Raw genomic sequence first — 15,811 nt, forward strand, 5'->3', positions numbered from 1 at the left:
GGGAGGTTTATAGGAATGAGCGAAGAGAAACTGCGTATTTTGAAAATGGTTGAATCGGGTGTGATCTCAGCGGATGAAGCAGTAAAATTGATTGAAGCCCTGGAGAAAAGCAGCACAGCTTCAAATGAAAAAGAAACGCGTTTTTCTAGAAAAGAAGAAGCAGAAAGCTCGAAAGGCTTAGGTCTAGGAGGTCTTTTTGAAGAGCTAGAGAAGTTTGGTCAAAAAATGGCCGGCCAGCGGCCGAAAACGGAAAATGTTACACAGTCGAAAGATAAACTATTTGAATTTATGCAGTCAGCTGTTAAGCGAATAAAAGATGTAGAAGTGCCATTTGTCGGAAAAGGAACTGAATTTACGCATGTTTTTCATGAGCAGAATGTAACACCACGCCGTTTAAAGCTTGAAACCGCAAACGGATCTGTTACCATCCGTCCGTGGGATGGCGAGGGTGTAAAAGCGGAGTGCCGTATTAAAGTATACGGGGCTTCCACAGAAGAAGAAGCAAAAGAATCGTTTTTGAAAAACAGTATTTTTTATGCACGCGAAGATAAATTGTCTTTTTCAATTGGTTTAAAGCTCATGAAAACAGATATTACGCTGTTTCTCCCTTCCAAAGAGTTAGAAGATGTGTCTGTGAAGTTATTTAACGGTGCATTCGACATGAGGGATATGAAAGCGGAGAAGCTTGAGGTTCGGTCTGGAAACGGCAAAATCGAACTGAAAAACAGCGAGATTGCCATCATCGAAGCAGAAACAGGCAATGGTCCTATTCGCTTGATCGATTGTGAAGGAGAGCGTGCGGAGCTTAATACATTTAACGGTGCGGTTCACATGGTGGGCACATACCGCTTTGCCGATCTGCAAACCTTTAATGGAAACATTTTATACGATGCGAAAAAGGATCAGGCAGAAGCGGTTCGTGCTGAATCAATGACGGGTAATATTGAATTATATGTACCGCAGAAGCTTGCTGTAAAAGGTGAAATTCGTACAACGGCCGGCCGGCTGACACTGCCGGAAACAGGGATGGGCCACGTTTCTGAAAAAGACGAGCGCATTCAAAAATCATTGAAATTCGAAAGTGAAAACCTGATGGATGAGCGGCAGCTTATGATTGATGCAGAAACGAAAACAGGCTCTATCACACTGCGGATGCCGACTTTACAACAAACATCGCTGCCAGGCTCGGAAGAGGATTCTTTCGGAGACGGCATTTAATTATTAAAGACGCAAGGGAGTTTTTAAAATGGGCTGGATAGCAGGTGTGCTTGTAAATGCTATTTTGTTTGTTGCATTGGCAGGCTATTTTCCAGGACTGCATGTGGATAGCTTCTTCTATGCATTTATTGCCAGCCTTGTATTATCCATTTTAAATCTAATTGTCCGACCGGTGCTTGTGATCTTAACATTGCCAATTACGATGGTTTCACTTGGCTTGTTTTTATTTGTGATCAACGCCGTTACACTTTTGATGACAGACAGTATTATGGGTTATTCATTCGAAATTGAAAGCTTCGGACTGGCGCTGGTGATCGCCATTATTATAGCATTAGTCAATATTGTACTGCAGACAACGATTCTGCGCAGAAAGTAAAGCAGGAAGCGGCCGGGCCGCTTCCTGCTTTTTTCTATAAACAAACTTGCCGAAGAGCTGCTGCAATGGCTTGTGCGCATGTTTTCCGGTAAGCCCTTGTTTGCAGCAGCGAAGCTTCCACTTTATTTGTCATAAAGCCGGCTTCGATTAAAACAGCGGACATGGCTGTTTGCCGCAATACATAAAAATCAGCTGTTTTTACACCACGATCATACAGGCTTGTTGCCGCTGTGAGTTTTTGCTGGACGGCATTTGCCACAGCCATTGCCCTGGCCGGACGGGAGGTGTGAATATACGTTTCGATACCGTGGGGACTTGTCCAGCCTGTGCCAAAAGCGTTCGCATGGATAGAAACGTAAAGATCTGCCTTTGCCCGATTTGCATGCCGTACCCGTTCTGCGAGAGGGCGGTCATACGCGTGGTGGTGAACAAAAAATACATCTGCTGCTGGCAGCTCTTCACGCAAAAACAGAGCGGTTTCGCTGTTAAACTCAAACTCTTTCATCCCGTTTGGAGACCGTTTCCCCGGTGTCTCTGGCCCGTGTCCGGCATCAATCGCAATTTTCATATGAATCACTCCTTTCACTTTCTATGTACAAGAGAACAATGAAAATCGATACCGAAACAGCTGTTTTAGGAGGAAACATGGTACAATGAAGGCAATTCGTTTTGGTGAAGAGGAGGGAATACGATGCCAAAAGTACGTGCAGTTGATCTTTTGGAGAAATTCGATTTAGAGCTTGTAAGTGGGGAAGAAGGGCTTCACCGTCCTATTAAATTAAGCGACCTGTCACGTCCGGGCCTGGAGATTGCAGGATTCTTTGATTATTATCCAGCGGAACGTGTACAGCTGATCGGCATGACAGAGCTGTCTTTTTTTCAGCGGCTCAAGCCGGATGAAAAAAAGGAGCGGATGGATAAACTTTGTGACTATGAAACGCCCGCCATTATCGTTTCGCGCAATTTAAGTGTACCAGTTGAATTGATTGAAGCATCAGAAGCATACTCGGTGCCGGTTATGCGCTCGAAAATGACAACAACTAAATTTTCAAGCCAATTAACCAATTACCTGGAATCGATGCTTGCACCAACAACAGCCATCCATGGTGTCCTCGTTGATATTTATGGAATTGGCGTGTTGATTACCGGCCAAAGTGGTGTCGGGAAAAGTGAAACGGCGCTTGAGCTTGTAAAACGCGGCCACCGTCTTGTGGCAGATGACTGTGTAGAAATTCGTCAGGAAGATATTGGACGTCTTATCGGTAGTTCACCAGAGCTAATTGAACACCTGCTGGAAATCCGCGGGTTAGGAATCATTAACGTTATGACGCTGTTTGGAGCGGGAGCTGTTCTTTCGCATAAACATATTACATTAAATGTAAATCTTGAACTGTGGGATCCAGACAAGCAATACGACCGTCTTGGCATTGAAGAAGACAAACTTCCAATTTTGGATTCAGAAATTACAAAAATTACGCTGCCGGTCCGCCCTGGACGAAACCTGGCTGTTATTATTGAAGTAGCGGCTATGAACTTCCGTTTAAAACGGATGGGTGTCAATGCAGCTCAGGAATTTACGGATAAACTGGCTGGTGCCATTAATGATGCAGGTATCGATGACAAGCAATAAGGAGTGAAGAGATTTTGGAGTATCCGTTAAACCCAATTGCCCTGGATCTGGGTGGTTTTCAAGTTCATTGGTACGGCATTATTATCGGTATCGGGATTGCCCTCGGTTTTTATTTAGCTTCAAAAGAAGGAAACCGGCTTGGCCTGCCCGAAGATACGTTTTCCGATTTGCTGATTTGGGCCATTCCAATCGCCCTGATTTCAGCGCGTGCCTACTATGTTTTGTTTGAATGGCCCTATTATTCGCAGCATCCGGAAGCCATTGTTCAAATTTGGAATGGTGGTATTGCTATTCACGGGGCGTTAATTGGATCGGTCATTACCGCGATTGTGTTTACAAGAAAGCGCCGCCTTTCTTTTTGGAAATTGGCGGATATTGCTGCGCCATCCATTATTTTAGGGCAGGCGATTGGCCGCTGGGGGAACTTTATAAACCAGGAAGCGCACGGTGGGGAAGTAACCCGGTCGTTTTTAGAGAATTTACATTTGCCGGATTTTATCGTAAATCAAATGTATATTGACGGTGCTTATTACCATCCTACCTTTTTATACGAGTCACTTTGGAACCTCCTCGGGTTCGCGCTTCTGCTATTTATGCGCAGGGTAAATCCAAAGCGGGGCGAGCTGTTTTTATCTTATGTGATTTGGTACTCCATTGGCCGCTTTTTTATCGAAGGCATGCGTACCGACAGCTTAATGCTACCGGGTGATTTTCTGCGGATTGCGCAAGTGTTGTCCCTGTCTTTAATCGTGATCGCAGTGGCACTTCTTTTGTATCGTCGCATTAAATATGCGCTGCCGCGTTATGCTGACAAAACAAATGAAGGGAAGACGGTATCGTGAGTCAGACCATTGTGAAAGGGCTGCAGACAGGCTGCCTGACAACATGGAAGCTCGGTAAAGTGATTTTTCCGATCACGCTTATTGTTACTATTTTGCAATTTACACCTGTTTTGCCATGGATTATTCACTTAATCAGCCCGCTTATGGGAATCTTCGGTTTGTCCGGCGATGCAGCAATCCCACTTGTGATTGGAAATGCACTTAATTTGTACGCGGGGATTGGGGCCATTTTATCATTGGATTTAACTGTGAAAGAAGTATTTATTCTAGCTACTATGCTGTCGTTTTCCCATAATTTATTTATTGAATCGACAGTTGCCGTTAAAGTCGGTGTAAAAATGTGGATTGTTTTAGCGGTCCGCATAGGACTTGCTGTAACGGCGGGGATTGTTATTAATCTTGTCTGGCAGGGCGGGGGAGAGCTTGCTCAATACGGGATGATTCCCGAGGCGGCCGCTCAGCCGGACACGTGGACGTCCATTGTCCTGCTGGGCCTGCAAAAAGCGGTTTTTGGTGTTTTGCAGCTGGCTGCCATTGTGATCCCGCTTATGGTCATGATTCAAATTGCCAAGGATTTAAGATGGCTCGATGCTTTTTCTAGAGCTGTCGCCCCCATCACACGGTTTCTTGGCATGAGAGAAAATACGTCGATGACGCTGGCATCCGGCCTGCTGATTGGTCTGGCCATGGGGTCAGCGGTGATGATACAGGCGGTGGAAGAAGACGGCGTCAGTAAACGTGATGTCACGCTCGCTTTCATTTTTCTAGTCGCCTGCCACGCTGTTATTGAAGATACGCTTATATTTATCCCACTTGGTATTCCGGTTTGGCCGCTTTTCCTTATTCGTGTGACGACGGCTGTTGTTTTAACGATGGCTGTTGCGCGCCTTTGGAGGCAGACAGAACCGGCAACAGGAAAGGAAGCTGTTCATTCATGAAAAACATTACAACTCTGCTGTTTGATTTAGATGGAACATTAATCAATACAAATGAATTGATTGTAGAATCATTTCTTCATACGCTGAATCATTATTATCCAGGTCAATACGAGCGTGAAGATGTATATCCATTCATGGGGCCGCCGCTGATTGATACATTTGAAGCACTGGATAAAGAACGGACGATGGAAATGGTCGCTCATTACCGCGCCTTTAACCATGAAAAGCATGATGCACTTGTAACAGAATTTGAAGGTGTATATGAAACAATCCGCACGCTGCATGAAAATGGGTTTAAAATGGCGATCGTCTCTACAAAAATCCATGAAACGATCCTTAAAGGTTTGAAGCTGACAAAGCTGGATGCATTTTTTGATGTTATCATCGGGCTTGACGATGTTGAACATGCTAAGCCTCATCCGGAGCCTGTCCAAAAAGCACTGGGCGCTCTTGGTTCCAAGCCGGAAGAAGCCATCATGATCGGCGATAACTATCATGATATCGAGGGCGGTCAAAATGCAGGGGTTCAAACAGCAGGCGTAGCCTGGTCATTGAAAGGGCGAGACTTCCTTAATACGTACAATCCGGATTATATGCTCGAGTCCATGGCGGATCTGCTTGACATTCTGCAGGTCGGAGCCAGCCAGAAATGAGGCGAACGAAACGGTACACGTTAAAAGGCGGAGCCAACCCGCTTTTTCACATTTATCAAACCGTTTCGTTCTGGAAGACATTCAAAAATACAGCCGTTATTGAAGTGAGCCGATTTGTTCCGTTTGCTCGCATGAAAAACACACTGTATAGGCGTCTGCTTGGTATGAAGGTTGGCGAAGGCACTGCATTTGCTTATAAGGTTGTACCGGATATTATGTTTCCGGAACAGATTACCGTTGGATGCAATACGATTATCGGCTACAACACTACGATTTTGGCACACGAGTATTTGACAGCTGAATACCGTATAGGCCCGGTTGTGATCGGCGATAATGTGATGATTGGCGCTAATTGTACCATTTTGCCGGGTATTCATATCGGTGATGGCGCCGTTGTATCCGCGATGACGCTTGTGAATAAGGATGTGCCGCCGGGAGCATTTGCCGGCGGAAACCCCATGGTGATAAAACCTGCTTCAGCAAAGAGCTGAAGCAGGTTTTTTGGGCTAAAATAAAAAAAGCACTGTGCCAGAAGCACAATGCTTAAAAAATGGATACAATAAAATCGCTTGTTTCAAGGGTACTGAAAAAACATATCGGCAGATGACGGCTTTAATGGACTGAGAGAATCGACTATATTTCTTGTTCCCCTGGCTTCTTTGCTTACTGGAGAAGCCAAATCAACAGCCGGGCCTGGTGTTTCGGCAGGAGAAGCAAAGAGAACGGAGTCGCCATTGTTGAAAACAGTAGAAGAAGATGCACGGCTAACGGTTATCGTACGGTTACTGCCGGATAAGTAATTATTTTTAATTACAAGTCCGGTACCGCCATATGTCTCAATACCGATATGCCCATTATTGAGTAATCTATTACTTATAATGTGGTTTCCATTTGCATGATTCAGCGCGTAAATGCCCCGCTGGACGTTTTCGGAGATTTCGTTACTGCTAATCACATTATTTTCTCCATTATTAATCAATATCCCGCTGCTCAAATACGGCTGTAAAAAGTTCCTGCCATTACAGCTAATCCTGTTTCCATGAATTGTATTGCTGTGGGCATTACGAAATAAAGCACCCCCTTCTTTATTGGATTGAATGATGTTGTATTCTGCCCGGTTATTGTTAGAGAAGGAGAATATCAATCCGTATCCTGCATTGTTTTCGATCTGATTGTGCCGAATCACTACGTTCTCAAGCGGCAGATTAAAGGGTTTATTACGTTTAAGCTCAATCCCAGCCGAAGGGGAAGCACCTTCTGTATTTTTAAAGAGGCTGTTTATTACGGTAATATTGCGCCCTGCGACAATAGACAGCCCTTGCTGCCCATTATGATCAGCTGTTACGCGGTCGAGTGTTACGTTATTAGGAACTTTCTTGACCGCACTAAAACTGTTTTCAATTGTAAAACCGGCACCTTTAAAATTTTTGGCTGTTACATCTTTCACATAAATAGAAGATGCGTTTCCTGCAATATGTATACCGCGTCCCCAACCGCCGCTGCCTGCCATATGAGCTCCACGGTCGCCAAGGAGCGTGCCGCCGGTGATGGTTGCATTTTGAATATCTGCTGCACTGATGAGACGATAAGCCTGCAGGTTACTGGGCTTCATTTTAAGTACCGTGTCATCATTCATACGCAGATGCACATTGCTTTTTATGATAATCCCATTGCCTGAAGCATCAATGCCGATATCAAATGTACCAGCTGGAATATCGACAATGCCGCCCGTTTGGGAAGCAATATTGATCGCTTTTTGAATAGCAGCCGTGTCGGGCTGGTTATCGTCGGCTTGCGCACCATATTGAATAACATTCACGGTCGTTGCTTCCGTCTGGTCTTCTCCGAAAAAGAAAGCCAAAAGAGATAAAGCTAAAAAGCCGGCTGTTCTGGCTTTTTTTACATACTTCATTGTTACGTACCTCCAGGATAGAGAAAAGCTTCTTTGTCATAAAGGCTGCCTTCCTTCTACAAAAATTCTTTTTTGCTCTGTTATAAATAAAAGCAGTTTCACATACATTCACACAGAACAATGCAAAAAGCCGGCCGGGACTACGGCTGCAGCCGTGTCTCTACGGTCGGTCTGGATAACGATTCTACACATTTTTCACATCAAAGCCAGTCCATATCATACAGGCTTTAGTGGCCAGACAAAAGATAGTAAGTTTCCTCATTCTAAAACAGAGGAGAAAAACGGTGCAGTGGTCCTGCTCCTTCAACATGATAGCATGAATGTCAGTACCAAAAAGCCCTGTTTTAAAAAAGCCGCGGTTAGTCCTATAAAATAGCCAACTGTTTCTAATTCCCCGCCATATGGAAAAACAGGGAAATATAGAAAAACAAATTACCTTTTGGAACTATTTTTCCACTTTTTTCGTATAGAAAGGAAAGGAGGCTGATGCAATGAACACGCAGCTGCTTGAAGAAAATACAAAAATTTTACGACAGACAGCAGGCAAATGGATCGACAAACGGCTGGTTTTGTTGACCGCCGCGCAATTCGCTGCCAGAGGTCAGCAAATTGACGAGGAAACATTTACAGCCCTGTCGACAAAAATTAAAAAATCTGGATCGATATTTTCGCCGCTTCGAACCATTCACTTTCCTATGACTGGCCTGTTACTGCTACAAAAAGGAAACGGGGAGGAGGGCGTGGATGAGCTTCACCTGAAATATGACCTTCTCCGCTCAGCCGGCTTTCGTTCTTCCCAATACACCTATATTGCTGCTTTTTTAATTGAGCCATCCACTCAGCCCGAGCGGGTAAAAGCGATTTATGATGAGCTGAAAAAATATCATATGTTTCTGACATCAAACGAAGATTACCCGGCAGCAGCGGTTATGGCGAGCCGTCCGGAAAGCGTGATAGAACTGGCAGATGCCTCTGAAAATTATTACCACTTTTTCAATAAAAACGGCTTTTGGAAAGGAAATGACCTTCAGTTTTTAGCAAACATGCTTGTTATGAACGGATTGTTTGAAGAGAGAACGGCTCATGCCGTATTGGAAGTAAAACAGGAGCTTGAGCAAAATGGAATTAAAGTGAGAAGTATGCATTATCCAGCGCTCGGCATCATGGCGCTGTCCGGAAACAAGGAAATGTGTGTACAGTTTGTTCATGAATTAAGAAGCTCGCCTTCCTTGAAATGGTATAAAGACATCGCTGTTACCCTTGCTGCTATCTTTGTTTCTCAAACGGTGATCGAAGCTTCGGCTGGATTGACTGCTGCTGTTCAAGCCATGATTCAAGCTCAGCAGGCTGTGATTGCAGCTTCCACGGCAAGCGCAGTAGCAGCTTCGTCATCATCAGGTGAATAAACCGGGACTTCCCGGTTTATTTGCGTTAAAAAAGGGCAGGTTTAAACTGATCAATCGCTCCGCATACGCAGATTTTTGCAGCAGGTTAATGGCTTTGCAGGATGCCGGTTTAAAAAAGCTGAAATAGTCCTGCTGAAAGCAAAAAAAAACCTCTAGCAGTACTTGTCTCCTGCTTGCTGCCGATAAACAGATGCCTTCTCATTTTAGGGCTTGACGTGAATTGTCAGAAACGTTAAACTACTACTAATATATCTTTAGTACATTAGCGAACTAAAGTAAAATACATATGATCGGGTGATAAAGATGTCGAAGCTGTTAATGTTTGAAAAGCCAGTTGGAATGCGGGATACGCTGCCGCACATTTATGAAACGAAACGAAAAGTAAAAGAAGCGGCTGAGGGTGCGATGAGAAGCTGGGGCTATCGTTTTATTGAAACACCGGCGCTTGAATACTATGAGACAGTCGGAGACGCATCAGCCATTTTGGACCGCCAGCTGTTTAAGCTTCTTGACCAGCAGGGCAATACACTTGTGCTTCGTCCCGATATGACGGCACCTATTGCCCGTGTGGCAGCAGCAAAATTATTGAAAGAACGCGTGCCGCTTCGCCTTGCTTATTCAGCCAGCGTATACCGTGCTCAGCAGCGTGAGGGCGGAAGGGCAGCGGAGTTTGAGCAAATTGGGGTTGAAATGATCGGCGACGAAACGATGAGCGCCGATGCGGAAGTGATTGCCCTTCTTGTATCTGTTATGAAGGAGACAGGCCTTGAGAAGTTTCAATTGTCACTGGGACACATTCGCTTTACGGACGAGCTGTTCCGTCAAATTCTTGGAACAGAAGAACGGTCTGAACAGCTGCGCCGCTTCCTATATGAGAAAAACTATGTGGGCTACCGTGAGCATGTGAAAAACCTGCCGCTGTCGTCTATTGATAAGCAGCGTTTGCTGCAATTCTTACACTTATCAGGCGGCATAAGCTGTCTGGATGAAGCAGCTAAGCTGATCGAGGGAAGTGCAGGTGCCGAAGCACTGGATGAACTAAGAACGGTGTTTGGACGTCTCCAGGAATACGGCGTAGACCAGTATGTAACATTTGACTTGCCGCTTGTCAGCCACATGAGCTATTATACGGGTCTTGTTTTTGAAGTGTATGCGGACGGCGTAGGAGCACCGGTTGGAAACGGCGGACGGTATGACGATTTGCTTGGCAAATTCGGTCATCCGGCAGGTGCAACTGGTTTCGGTCTTCGTGTTGACTTTTTACTTGAAGCACTCGGCCAGCTTGAAGACGAAGCAGGCGTTCATTGTGTACTGTTCAGTAATGAACGGCGTGTAGAAGCGATTGCAGAAGCACAAAAACGCCGCGCAGCAGGAGAATGCGTGCTGCTTCAGGATGTCGCTGGAGTAAAAGATGTAGATTCATTCACGGAATCATGCAAAAGTGTAACGTTTTTTGTCGGAAAATCATCAGGGGGGAACGTGTAATGTCCATGCTAACAATTGCGATGCCAAAAGGGCGGATCTTCGAAGAAGCGGCGGCGCTGATGCAGGAAGCAGGCTATAAGCTTCCGCCGGACCTGGATGAATCACGCAAGCTTATCATTGAAGTGCCGGAAGAAAATATGCGCTTTTTCCTGGCAAAACCGATGGATGTAGCGACCTACGTCGAACACGGGGTAGCAGACGTCGGAATTGCCGGAAAAGACGTGCTGCTTGAGGAAGAGCGGGATGTATACGAGCTGCTGGATTTGAAAATCAGTCCATGCTACCTGGCGGTGGCGGGTCTTCCAGATACAGCACTTAACGAAGTAGCACCGAAAATCGCGACAAAGTATCCAACGGTGGCTTCTGCTTACTTCCGTGAAAAGGGTGAGCAGGTGGAAATCATTAAGCTGAACGGTTCGATTGAACTGGCGCCATTAATCGGGTTGTCTGACCGAATTGTTGATATTGTGTCGACTGGACGGACGCTCCGGGAAAACGGGCTTGTTGAATACGAAACGATTGTCGGCATTACGTCCCGTTTAATTGTGAATCCAGTCAGCTATCGAATGAAAAACGAAGAGATTTCAACATTCGTCAATCGCCTGACGGATACGATTGAAGAAAAGGCGGTTCGGTAACATGATCGAGATCAAGCAGGTAACGCCGGGACTTTCGATCAAACGGTCAGTCGATGCAGGAACAGAAGAACAGCAGCGTATCGTGCGTGATATTATTCAAGACGTTCGTGAAAACGGCGACCGCGCACTGTTTGCTTATACAGAAAAGTTTGACGGCGCGAAGCTGTACAGCTTGAAGGTGACGCAGGATGAAATTAATGACGCCTATACCGAGCTGGATGATGAGATCATCCGAATTATCCGTGAAGCAGCCGAGAACATCGCCGCTTTTCATGCGAAGCAAAAGCGGGAAACGTGGCTGTACACAAATGAAGATGGCTCGATTTTAGGACAGAAAATGACGCCGCTTGATTCGGCAGGTGTGTATGTACCAGGCGGCACAGCTGCTTATCCGTCGTCTGTTCTGATGAATGTGATGCCAGCTAAAACAGCAGGCGTAGGGCGGATTGTCATGGTATCACCGCCAAGAAAAGATGGACGCCTTCCTGCAGGCGTGCTTGTTGCCGCTGATATTGCTGGTGTGAAAGACATCTTTAAAGTCGGCGGCGCCCAGGCTGTCGCGGCACTTGCATATGGAACGGAATCCATTCAGCCGGTTGATAAAATCACCGGACCGGGTAATATTTTTGTTGCGCTTGCGAAGCGGGAAGTGTTCGGCGATGTGGACATCGATATGATTGCCGGACCAAGCGAAATCGCGGTGCTTGCAGACGAAACCGCCTCCGCAAAAGAAGTGGCGGCTGATATGCTGTCGCAGGCCGAGCATGACACGCGTGCATCAGCGGTTTTAGTCACGACGTCTGAAACACTTGCAAAAGAAGTGGCAGACCAGATTGAACAGCAGCTTGCGGTACTGCCGCGGCAGGATATTGCGCGGCCTTCTATTGAAGAGCACGGAGCGATTTATCTTGCTTCAACATTGGAAGAAGCGGTTGAAACAATTAACGCCATCGCACCGGAGCACCTGGAAATCATGACAGAAAATGCACTGGAGCTGACGAAAGATATTAAGCACGCCGGCGCGATCTTTGTAGGGCGGTACTCATCGGAGCCGGTCGGTGACTACTTTGCCGGGCCGAATCATGTATTGCCGACAAACGGAACAGCCCGCTTTTCAAGTCCGCTTAACGTAGATGACTTTATGAAAAAATCAAGCATTATTATGTACAGCAAGGAAGCTTTCGACAAGCACGGCGCAAAAATTGCCGCGTTTGCGCGACTGGAAGGATTAGAAGCACATGCCCGCGCTATTGAAGCGCGCAATCAATAAAGGAGAGAGACTAAATGGGGAATCGAAGTGCAGAGCTGCAGCGTTACACAGGCGAAACGAAAATTGACCTGGCATTTGAGATAGATGGAGAAGGAAAGTCCGATATTCAAACAGGTGTGCCGTTTATGGACCATATGCTGGATTTGTTTACACGTCATGGTCATTTTGACTTAACGGTTAAAGCAGATGGCGATGTGGAAGTGGACGACCACCATACAACGGAAGACATCGGCATCGTACTTGGCATGGCGCTGAAGGAAGCGCTGGGTGATAAAAAAGGCATTAAGCGGTATGGAAACTTTTTTGTGCCGATGGATGATACCCTTGCACAGGTGGTGGTGGATTTAAGCAACCGTCCGCATTTTGAAATTCGTGGAGCGGACTTTCCATCACAAAAAGTCGGCACCTTTGATACAGAGCTTGTACATGAATTTTTATGGAAATTCGCGCTGGAGGCTCGTATAAACCTGCATGTGATTATTCATTACGGAACAAACACGCACCATATGATTGAAGCAGTATTTAAAGCGATGGCCCGCGCGATTGATGAAGCAGTCACAATTGACCCGCGTGTAAAAGGGGTACCGTCAACGAAGGGAATGTTGTAAATGATCGGCATCATCGATTATGGCATGGGCAATTTGTTCAGTGTATCCAAAGCGCTTGAGCGAATTGGCATCCCGTATATAATCAGTGAATCACCAGAAGAGTTAAACAAAACAAAAGGCGTTATTTTGCCGGGTGTCGGTGCCTTCAAAGATGCAATGGCCCGTCTTCGTGAAACGCAGCTCGACCAATTTATCCACGAGTATGTGGACAGCGGCCGTCCGCTTCTTGGCATTTGTCTCGGTATGCAGCTGCTATTTGAAGAAAGTGAAGAAAACGGCCGGTTTGAAGGGCTCGGTCTGCTCAAGGGACGAATTGTGCACATTCCGGACCGTGATGCGAACGGCGAGCGTTTGAAAGTGCCGCATATGGGATGGAACAAGCTTCATTTTCACCAGGATGCACCTGTACTTGAAGGCATTGAGGATGGATATGTGTATTTTGTTCATTCCTATTATGCAGACGGAGTAGACAAAAAAACCCTTCTTGCCAGTGCGGACTACGGAGTGCAGGTGCCGGCTGTTGTCGGGCGGGATAATGTATCGGGCATGCAGTTTCACCCGGAAAAAAGCAGCACAACCGGCATGCAGCTGCTGACCAATTTTGCAAAAGCGATGGAACGATCGGAGGATATGCTATGAGTTTTACTATTTACCCGGCTATTGATATGCGCGGCGGCAAATGCGTCCGCCTTGTGCAGGGGGATTACAATCAAGAAACGGTTTACGGAGACTCGCCGTTTGATATGGCAAAATCATTCGTGGAGCAGGGAGCCGAATGGATTCATATGGTTGATCTGGACGGAGCAAAGAACGGTCAGCGCGTGAACGATACGTTTGTGATCGAAGCAGCAAAAAAGCTAAATGCAAAGGTGCAAATCGGCGGAGGTATCCGGACAGAAGAAGATGTAAAGCATTATCTGGACAATGGTGTAGACCGCGTAATTATCGGCAGTCTTGCTGTGAAGGAGCCGGAGCTCGTGAAAGAGTGGCTTCGTACAAATGGAGAAAAAATTGCGATTGGACTTGATGCGAAAAATGGCTATGTCGCCACGCATGGCTGGCTTGAAACATCATCTGTAAAAGCGGTAGATCTTGCGAAAGAATTTGCCGAAGCAGGAGCCGAAACATTTATTTTTACCGATATCGCCAACGACGGTATGCTGTCCGGCCCAAACACGGAAGCGACAGCGGAGCTTGCACGGGAAACGGGAAAAAGCGTGATTGCTTCCGGCGGCGTTTCATCACTGGACGATTTGCGTGAGCTCGCGAAATGGAAAGAGGATGGACTTTCCGGTGCGATCTGTGGAAAGTCTATTTATACAGGCCGATTTACTGTGAAAGAAGCGCTGGAGGTGGCGGCCGAGTGATGACAAAACGCATCATCCCCTGCCTGGATGTAAAAGAAGGACGCGTCGTCAAAGGCATTCAATTTGTGGAGCTGCGTGACGCAGGAGACCCGGTGGAATTGGCGCGTGTGTACGACGAGCAAGGGGCGGACGAGCTCGTCTTTTTAGATATTTCCGCGTCTGTAGAAGGACGAAAAACGATGGTGGATGTTGTGCAGGCGGTTGCGTCAGAGCTTGCCATTCCCTTTACCGTGGGCGGCGGCATTAACGCGCTTGAAGATATGAAACGCATTTTACGTGCAGGCGCAGATAAAGTATCATTGAATACAGCGGCTGTAAACAATCCGGATTTGATCAATGAAGGAGCCGCGTTTTTCGGCTCTCAATGTATCGTGATTGCCATTGATGCAAAATACGATGAATCAATTGGAACGTGGCGCGTGTATACACACGGCGGACGCACGCCAACCGACCGGACCGTCATTGACTGGGCAAAGGAAGCGGTCGAGCGCGGTGCCGGGGAAATTTTGCTGACAAGCATGGATGAAGACGGGAGCAAGCAAGGCTTTGATATTGCCCTGACAAAAGCAGTCGGTGAGGCAGTACCGGTTCCGGTAATTGCTTCCGGCGGTGCCGGGGGAGCGGAACACTTTTTGGATGTGTTTACAGAAGCGAAGGCTGATGCAGCGCTTGCCGCTTCTATTTTTCACTATAAAGAAACCGGCGTTGGAGAGGTCAAACAATTTTTGCGAAATGCAGAGGTGAACGTCAGATGATTGACGAAGTAAAATTTGATGAAAAAGGACTCGTGCCTGCCATTGTACAGGATGCGACCACATACGAAGTGTTGACACTTGCGTATATGAACAAGGAATCTCTCGAAAAAACGATGGAAACTGGCGAAACATGGTTTTGGAGCCGTTCCCGTCAGGAGCTCTGGCATAAAGGTGCTACAAGCGGCCATACACAAAAAGTCGTTTCCATGCAGTTTGACTGCGACAAAGATGCGATCGTTGTAAAAGTGGAGCCGGCCGGTGCTGCCTGCCACCGCGGGACAACGAGCTGCTTTGATGAACCGTTTTATGGGGAAGACAGTGCATCCCTTCCGTATTCAATCCTGCAGCAGCTTGAGCAGGTAATTGCAGACCGTGAGCAAAACCGTCCGGAAGGCGCTTATACGACGTATCTGTTTGAAAAAGGCGTCGATAAAATTTTGAAAAAAGTCGGTGAAGAAGCGGCTGAAGTTATTATTGCGGCGAAAAACCGTGACAAGGAAGAACTGCAGTGGGAAGCTGCGGACCTGTTGTACCATCTGCTTGTTTTGCTTCGCGAACAAGATTTGGCTCTGGATGATGTGCTGTCCGTTTTGGCACGCCGTCACGAAGGAAAAAGCAAAGAATAAGAAAAAAGCCGGCCTCATTTGGGCCGGCTTTTCATCTGTTTTTCTGCCGGTGCGTATGCTATACTACATAAGTTAATCATATAGAAC

18 protein-coding genes are annotated in these 15,811 nt (G+C 46.5%); 16 read left to right on the top strand and 2 right to left on the bottom strand.

What is annotated here, in order from left to right; translation table 11 throughout:
• The first annotated feature begins 15 nt into the window (after positions 1-15).
• Both VP97_RS01650 and VP97_RS01655 read left to right on the top strand, forming a co-directional pair.
• Entirely contained in the window at positions 16-1,218 is a 1,203-nt protein-coding gene (locus tag VP97_RS01650) for a DUF4097 family beta strand repeat-containing protein (RefSeq protein WP_050179920.1), read from the top strand.
• Positions 1,219-1,246: 28 nt separating this feature from the next.
• On the top strand, positions 1,247-1,594 hold the full coding sequence (locus VP97_RS01655; RefSeq protein WP_050179922.1) for a phage holin family protein: 348 nt from the start codon (positions 1,247-1,249) through the stop codon (positions 1,592-1,594).
• Positions 1,595-1,628: 34 nt separating this feature from the next.
• Here the strand turns inward: VP97_RS01655 and VP97_RS01660 are convergent, their stop codons facing one another.
• Positions 1,629-2,162, bottom strand: coding sequence for an N-acetylmuramoyl-L-alanine amidase family protein (locus VP97_RS01660; protein ID WP_050179924.1), 534 nt, complete (start codon positions 2,160-2,162; stop codon positions 1,629-1,631).
• A gap of 123 nt (positions 2,163-2,285) precedes the next feature.
• Between VP97_RS01660 and hprK the strand changes: the two genes are divergently transcribed.
• Genes hprK through VP97_RS01685 form a run of 5 tightly spaced genes read left to right on the top strand, consistent with a single transcriptional unit; the run spans position 2,286 to position 6,148 of the window.
• The gene (gene hprK / locus VP97_RS01665) at positions 2,286-3,224 is read left to right on the top strand and encodes an HPr(Ser) kinase/phosphatase (protein ID WP_050179925.1); all 939 of its coding nucleotides are present in this window, start codon (positions 2,286-2,288) and stop codon (positions 3,222-3,224) included.
• Between the two features lie 14 nt (positions 3,225-3,238).
• Positions 3,239-4,066 (top strand): prolipoprotein diacylglyceryl transferase, encoded by an 828-nt coding sequence (lgt, locus tag VP97_RS01670; protein ID WP_425388425.1) that lies wholly within the window; start codon positions 3,239-3,241, stop codon positions 4,064-4,066.
• Positions 4,063-5,004, top strand: coding sequence for a nucleoside recognition domain-containing protein (locus VP97_RS01675; RefSeq protein ID WP_050179929.1), 942 nt, complete (start codon positions 4,063-4,065; stop codon positions 5,002-5,004). Before lgt ends, VP97_RS01675 begins: the two co-directional genes overlap by 4 nt.
• Positions 5,001-5,657, top strand: a complete 657-nt coding sequence (gene ppaX / locus VP97_RS01680; protein WP_050179932.1) for a pyrophosphatase PpaX — start codon at positions 5,001-5,003, stop codon at positions 5,655-5,657. Before VP97_RS01675 ends, ppaX begins: the two co-directional genes overlap by 4 nt.
• A complete protein-coding gene (locus VP97_RS01685) occupies positions 5,654-6,148 on the top strand; it encodes an acyltransferase (RefSeq protein ID WP_050179933.1) in 495 nt (164 codons plus the stop codon). The genes ppaX and VP97_RS01685 overlap by 4 nt, the downstream gene beginning before the upstream one ends.
• 83 nt (positions 6,149-6,231) lie before the next feature.
• On the opposite strand, the gene VP97_RS01690 is transcribed toward VP97_RS01685, so the two are convergent.
• Entirely contained in the window at positions 6,232-7,569 is a 1,338-nt protein-coding gene (locus VP97_RS01690; protein ID WP_050179935.1) for a right-handed parallel beta-helix repeat-containing protein, read from the bottom strand.
• Positions 7,570-8,060: 491 nt separating this feature from the next.
• Here VP97_RS01690 and VP97_RS01695 point away from each other — a divergent pair, with 491 nt between their 5' ends.
• The 9 genes from VP97_RS01695 to hisIE all read left to right on the top strand — a co-directional run bounded on the left by VP97_RS01695 (position 8,061) and on the right by hisIE (position 15,724).
• A complete protein-coding gene (locus tag VP97_RS01695) occupies positions 8,061-8,975 on the top strand; it encodes a DUF4003 family protein (protein WP_050179937.1) in 915 nt (304 codons plus the stop codon).
• 303 nt (positions 8,976-9,278) lie between these two features.
• Positions 9,279-10,460 (top strand): ATP phosphoribosyltransferase regulatory subunit, encoded by a 1,182-nt coding sequence (locus VP97_RS01700; protein ID WP_050179938.1) that lies wholly within the window; start codon positions 9,279-9,281, stop codon positions 10,458-10,460.
• Complete coding sequence (gene hisG / locus VP97_RS01705; protein WP_050179939.1) at positions 10,460-11,098, top strand: ATP phosphoribosyltransferase; 639 nt, start codon at positions 10,460-10,462, stop codon at positions 11,096-11,098. Before VP97_RS01700 ends, hisG begins: the two co-directional genes overlap by 1 nt.
• Positions 11,099-11,102: 4 nt before the next feature.
• A complete protein-coding gene (gene hisD, locus VP97_RS01710; RefSeq protein WP_050180193.1) occupies positions 11,103-12,368 on the top strand; it encodes a histidinol dehydrogenase in 1,266 nt (421 codons plus the stop codon).
• A 14-nt stretch (positions 12,369-12,382) separates the two neighbouring features.
• On the top strand, positions 12,383-12,976 hold the full coding sequence (gene hisB / locus VP97_RS01715; protein WP_050179940.1) for an imidazoleglycerol-phosphate dehydratase HisB: 594 nt from the start codon (positions 12,383-12,385) through the stop codon (positions 12,974-12,976).
• The gene (gene hisH, locus VP97_RS01720) at positions 12,977-13,615 is read left to right on the top strand and encodes an imidazole glycerol phosphate synthase subunit HisH (protein WP_050179941.1); all 639 of its coding nucleotides are present in this window, start codon (positions 12,977-12,979) and stop codon (positions 13,613-13,615) included. It begins immediately after the preceding gene.
• Complete coding sequence (gene hisA, locus VP97_RS01725) at positions 13,612-14,343, top strand: 1-(5-phosphoribosyl)-5-[(5-phosphoribosylamino)methylideneamino]imidazole-4-carboxamide isomerase (protein WP_050179942.1); 732 nt, start codon at positions 13,612-13,614, stop codon at positions 14,341-14,343. Before hisH ends, hisA begins: the two co-directional genes overlap by 4 nt.
• Entirely contained in the window at positions 14,340-15,098 is a 759-nt protein-coding gene (hisF, locus tag VP97_RS01730; RefSeq protein ID WP_050179943.1) for an imidazole glycerol phosphate synthase subunit HisF, read from the top strand. Before hisA ends, hisF begins: the two co-directional genes overlap by 4 nt.
• Positions 15,095-15,724 carry a bifunctional phosphoribosyl-AMP cyclohydrolase/phosphoribosyl-ATP diphosphatase HisIE gene (gene hisIE / locus VP97_RS01735; protein ID WP_050179944.1) on the top strand — a complete coding sequence of 210 codons (630 nt, stop codon included), beginning with the start codon at positions 15,095-15,097 and terminating at the stop codon, positions 15,722-15,724. Before hisF ends, hisIE begins: the two co-directional genes overlap by 4 nt.
• Positions 15,725-15,811 lie beyond the last annotated feature (87 nt).

The sequence above is a fragment of the Domibacillus robiginosus genome, assembly GCF_000966195.1.
In the GTDB taxonomy this organism is placed as follows: Bacteria; Bacillota; Bacilli; order Bacillales; family Domibacillaceae; genus Domibacillus; species Domibacillus robiginosus.

Excerpts from the sequence above, each read along its gene's own strand:
- VP97_RS01650 (WP_050179920.1), top strand. The coding sequence starts at position 16 with ATGAGCGAAGAGAAACTGCGTATTTTGAAAATGGTTGAATCGGGTGTG.
- VP97_RS01655 (WP_050179922.1), top strand. The coding sequence starts at position 1,247 with ATGGGCTGGATAGCAGGTGTGCTTGTAAATGCTATTTTGTTTGTTGCA.
- VP97_RS01660 (WP_050179924.1), bottom strand. The coding sequence starts at position 2,162 with ATGAAAATTGCGATTGATGCCGGACACGGGCCAGAGACACCGGGGAAA.
- hprK (WP_050179925.1), top strand. The coding sequence starts at position 2,286 with ATGCCAAAAGTACGTGCAGTTGATCTTTTGGAGAAATTCGATTTAGAG.
- ppaX (WP_050179932.1), top strand. The coding sequence starts at position 5,001 with ATGAAAAACATTACAACTCTGCTGTTTGATTTAGATGGAACATTAATC.
- VP97_RS01685 (WP_050179933.1), top strand. The coding sequence starts at position 5,654 with ATGAGGCGAACGAAACGGTACACGTTAAAAGGCGGAGCCAACCCGCTT.
- VP97_RS01690 (WP_050179935.1), bottom strand. The coding sequence starts at position 7,569 with ATGAAGTATGTAAAAAAAGCCAGAACAGCCGGCTTTTTAGCTTTATCT.
- VP97_RS01695 (WP_050179937.1), top strand. The coding sequence starts at position 8,061 with ATGAACACGCAGCTGCTTGAAGAAAATACAAAAATTTTACGACAGACA.
- VP97_RS01700 (WP_050179938.1), top strand. The coding sequence starts at position 9,279 with ATGTCGAAGCTGTTAATGTTTGAAAAGCCAGTTGGAATGCGGGATACG.
- hisG (WP_050179939.1), top strand. The coding sequence starts at position 10,460 with ATGTCCATGCTAACAATTGCGATGCCAAAAGGGCGGATCTTCGAAGAA.
- hisB (WP_050179940.1), top strand. The coding sequence starts at position 12,383 with ATGGGGAATCGAAGTGCAGAGCTGCAGCGTTACACAGGCGAAACGAAA.
- hisH (WP_050179941.1), top strand. The coding sequence starts at position 12,977 with ATGATCGGCATCATCGATTATGGCATGGGCAATTTGTTCAGTGTATCC.
- hisA (WP_050179942.1), top strand. The coding sequence starts at position 13,612 with ATGAGTTTTACTATTTACCCGGCTATTGATATGCGCGGCGGCAAATGC.
- hisIE (WP_050179944.1), top strand. The coding sequence starts at position 15,095 with ATGATTGACGAAGTAAAATTTGATGAAAAAGGACTCGTGCCTGCCATT.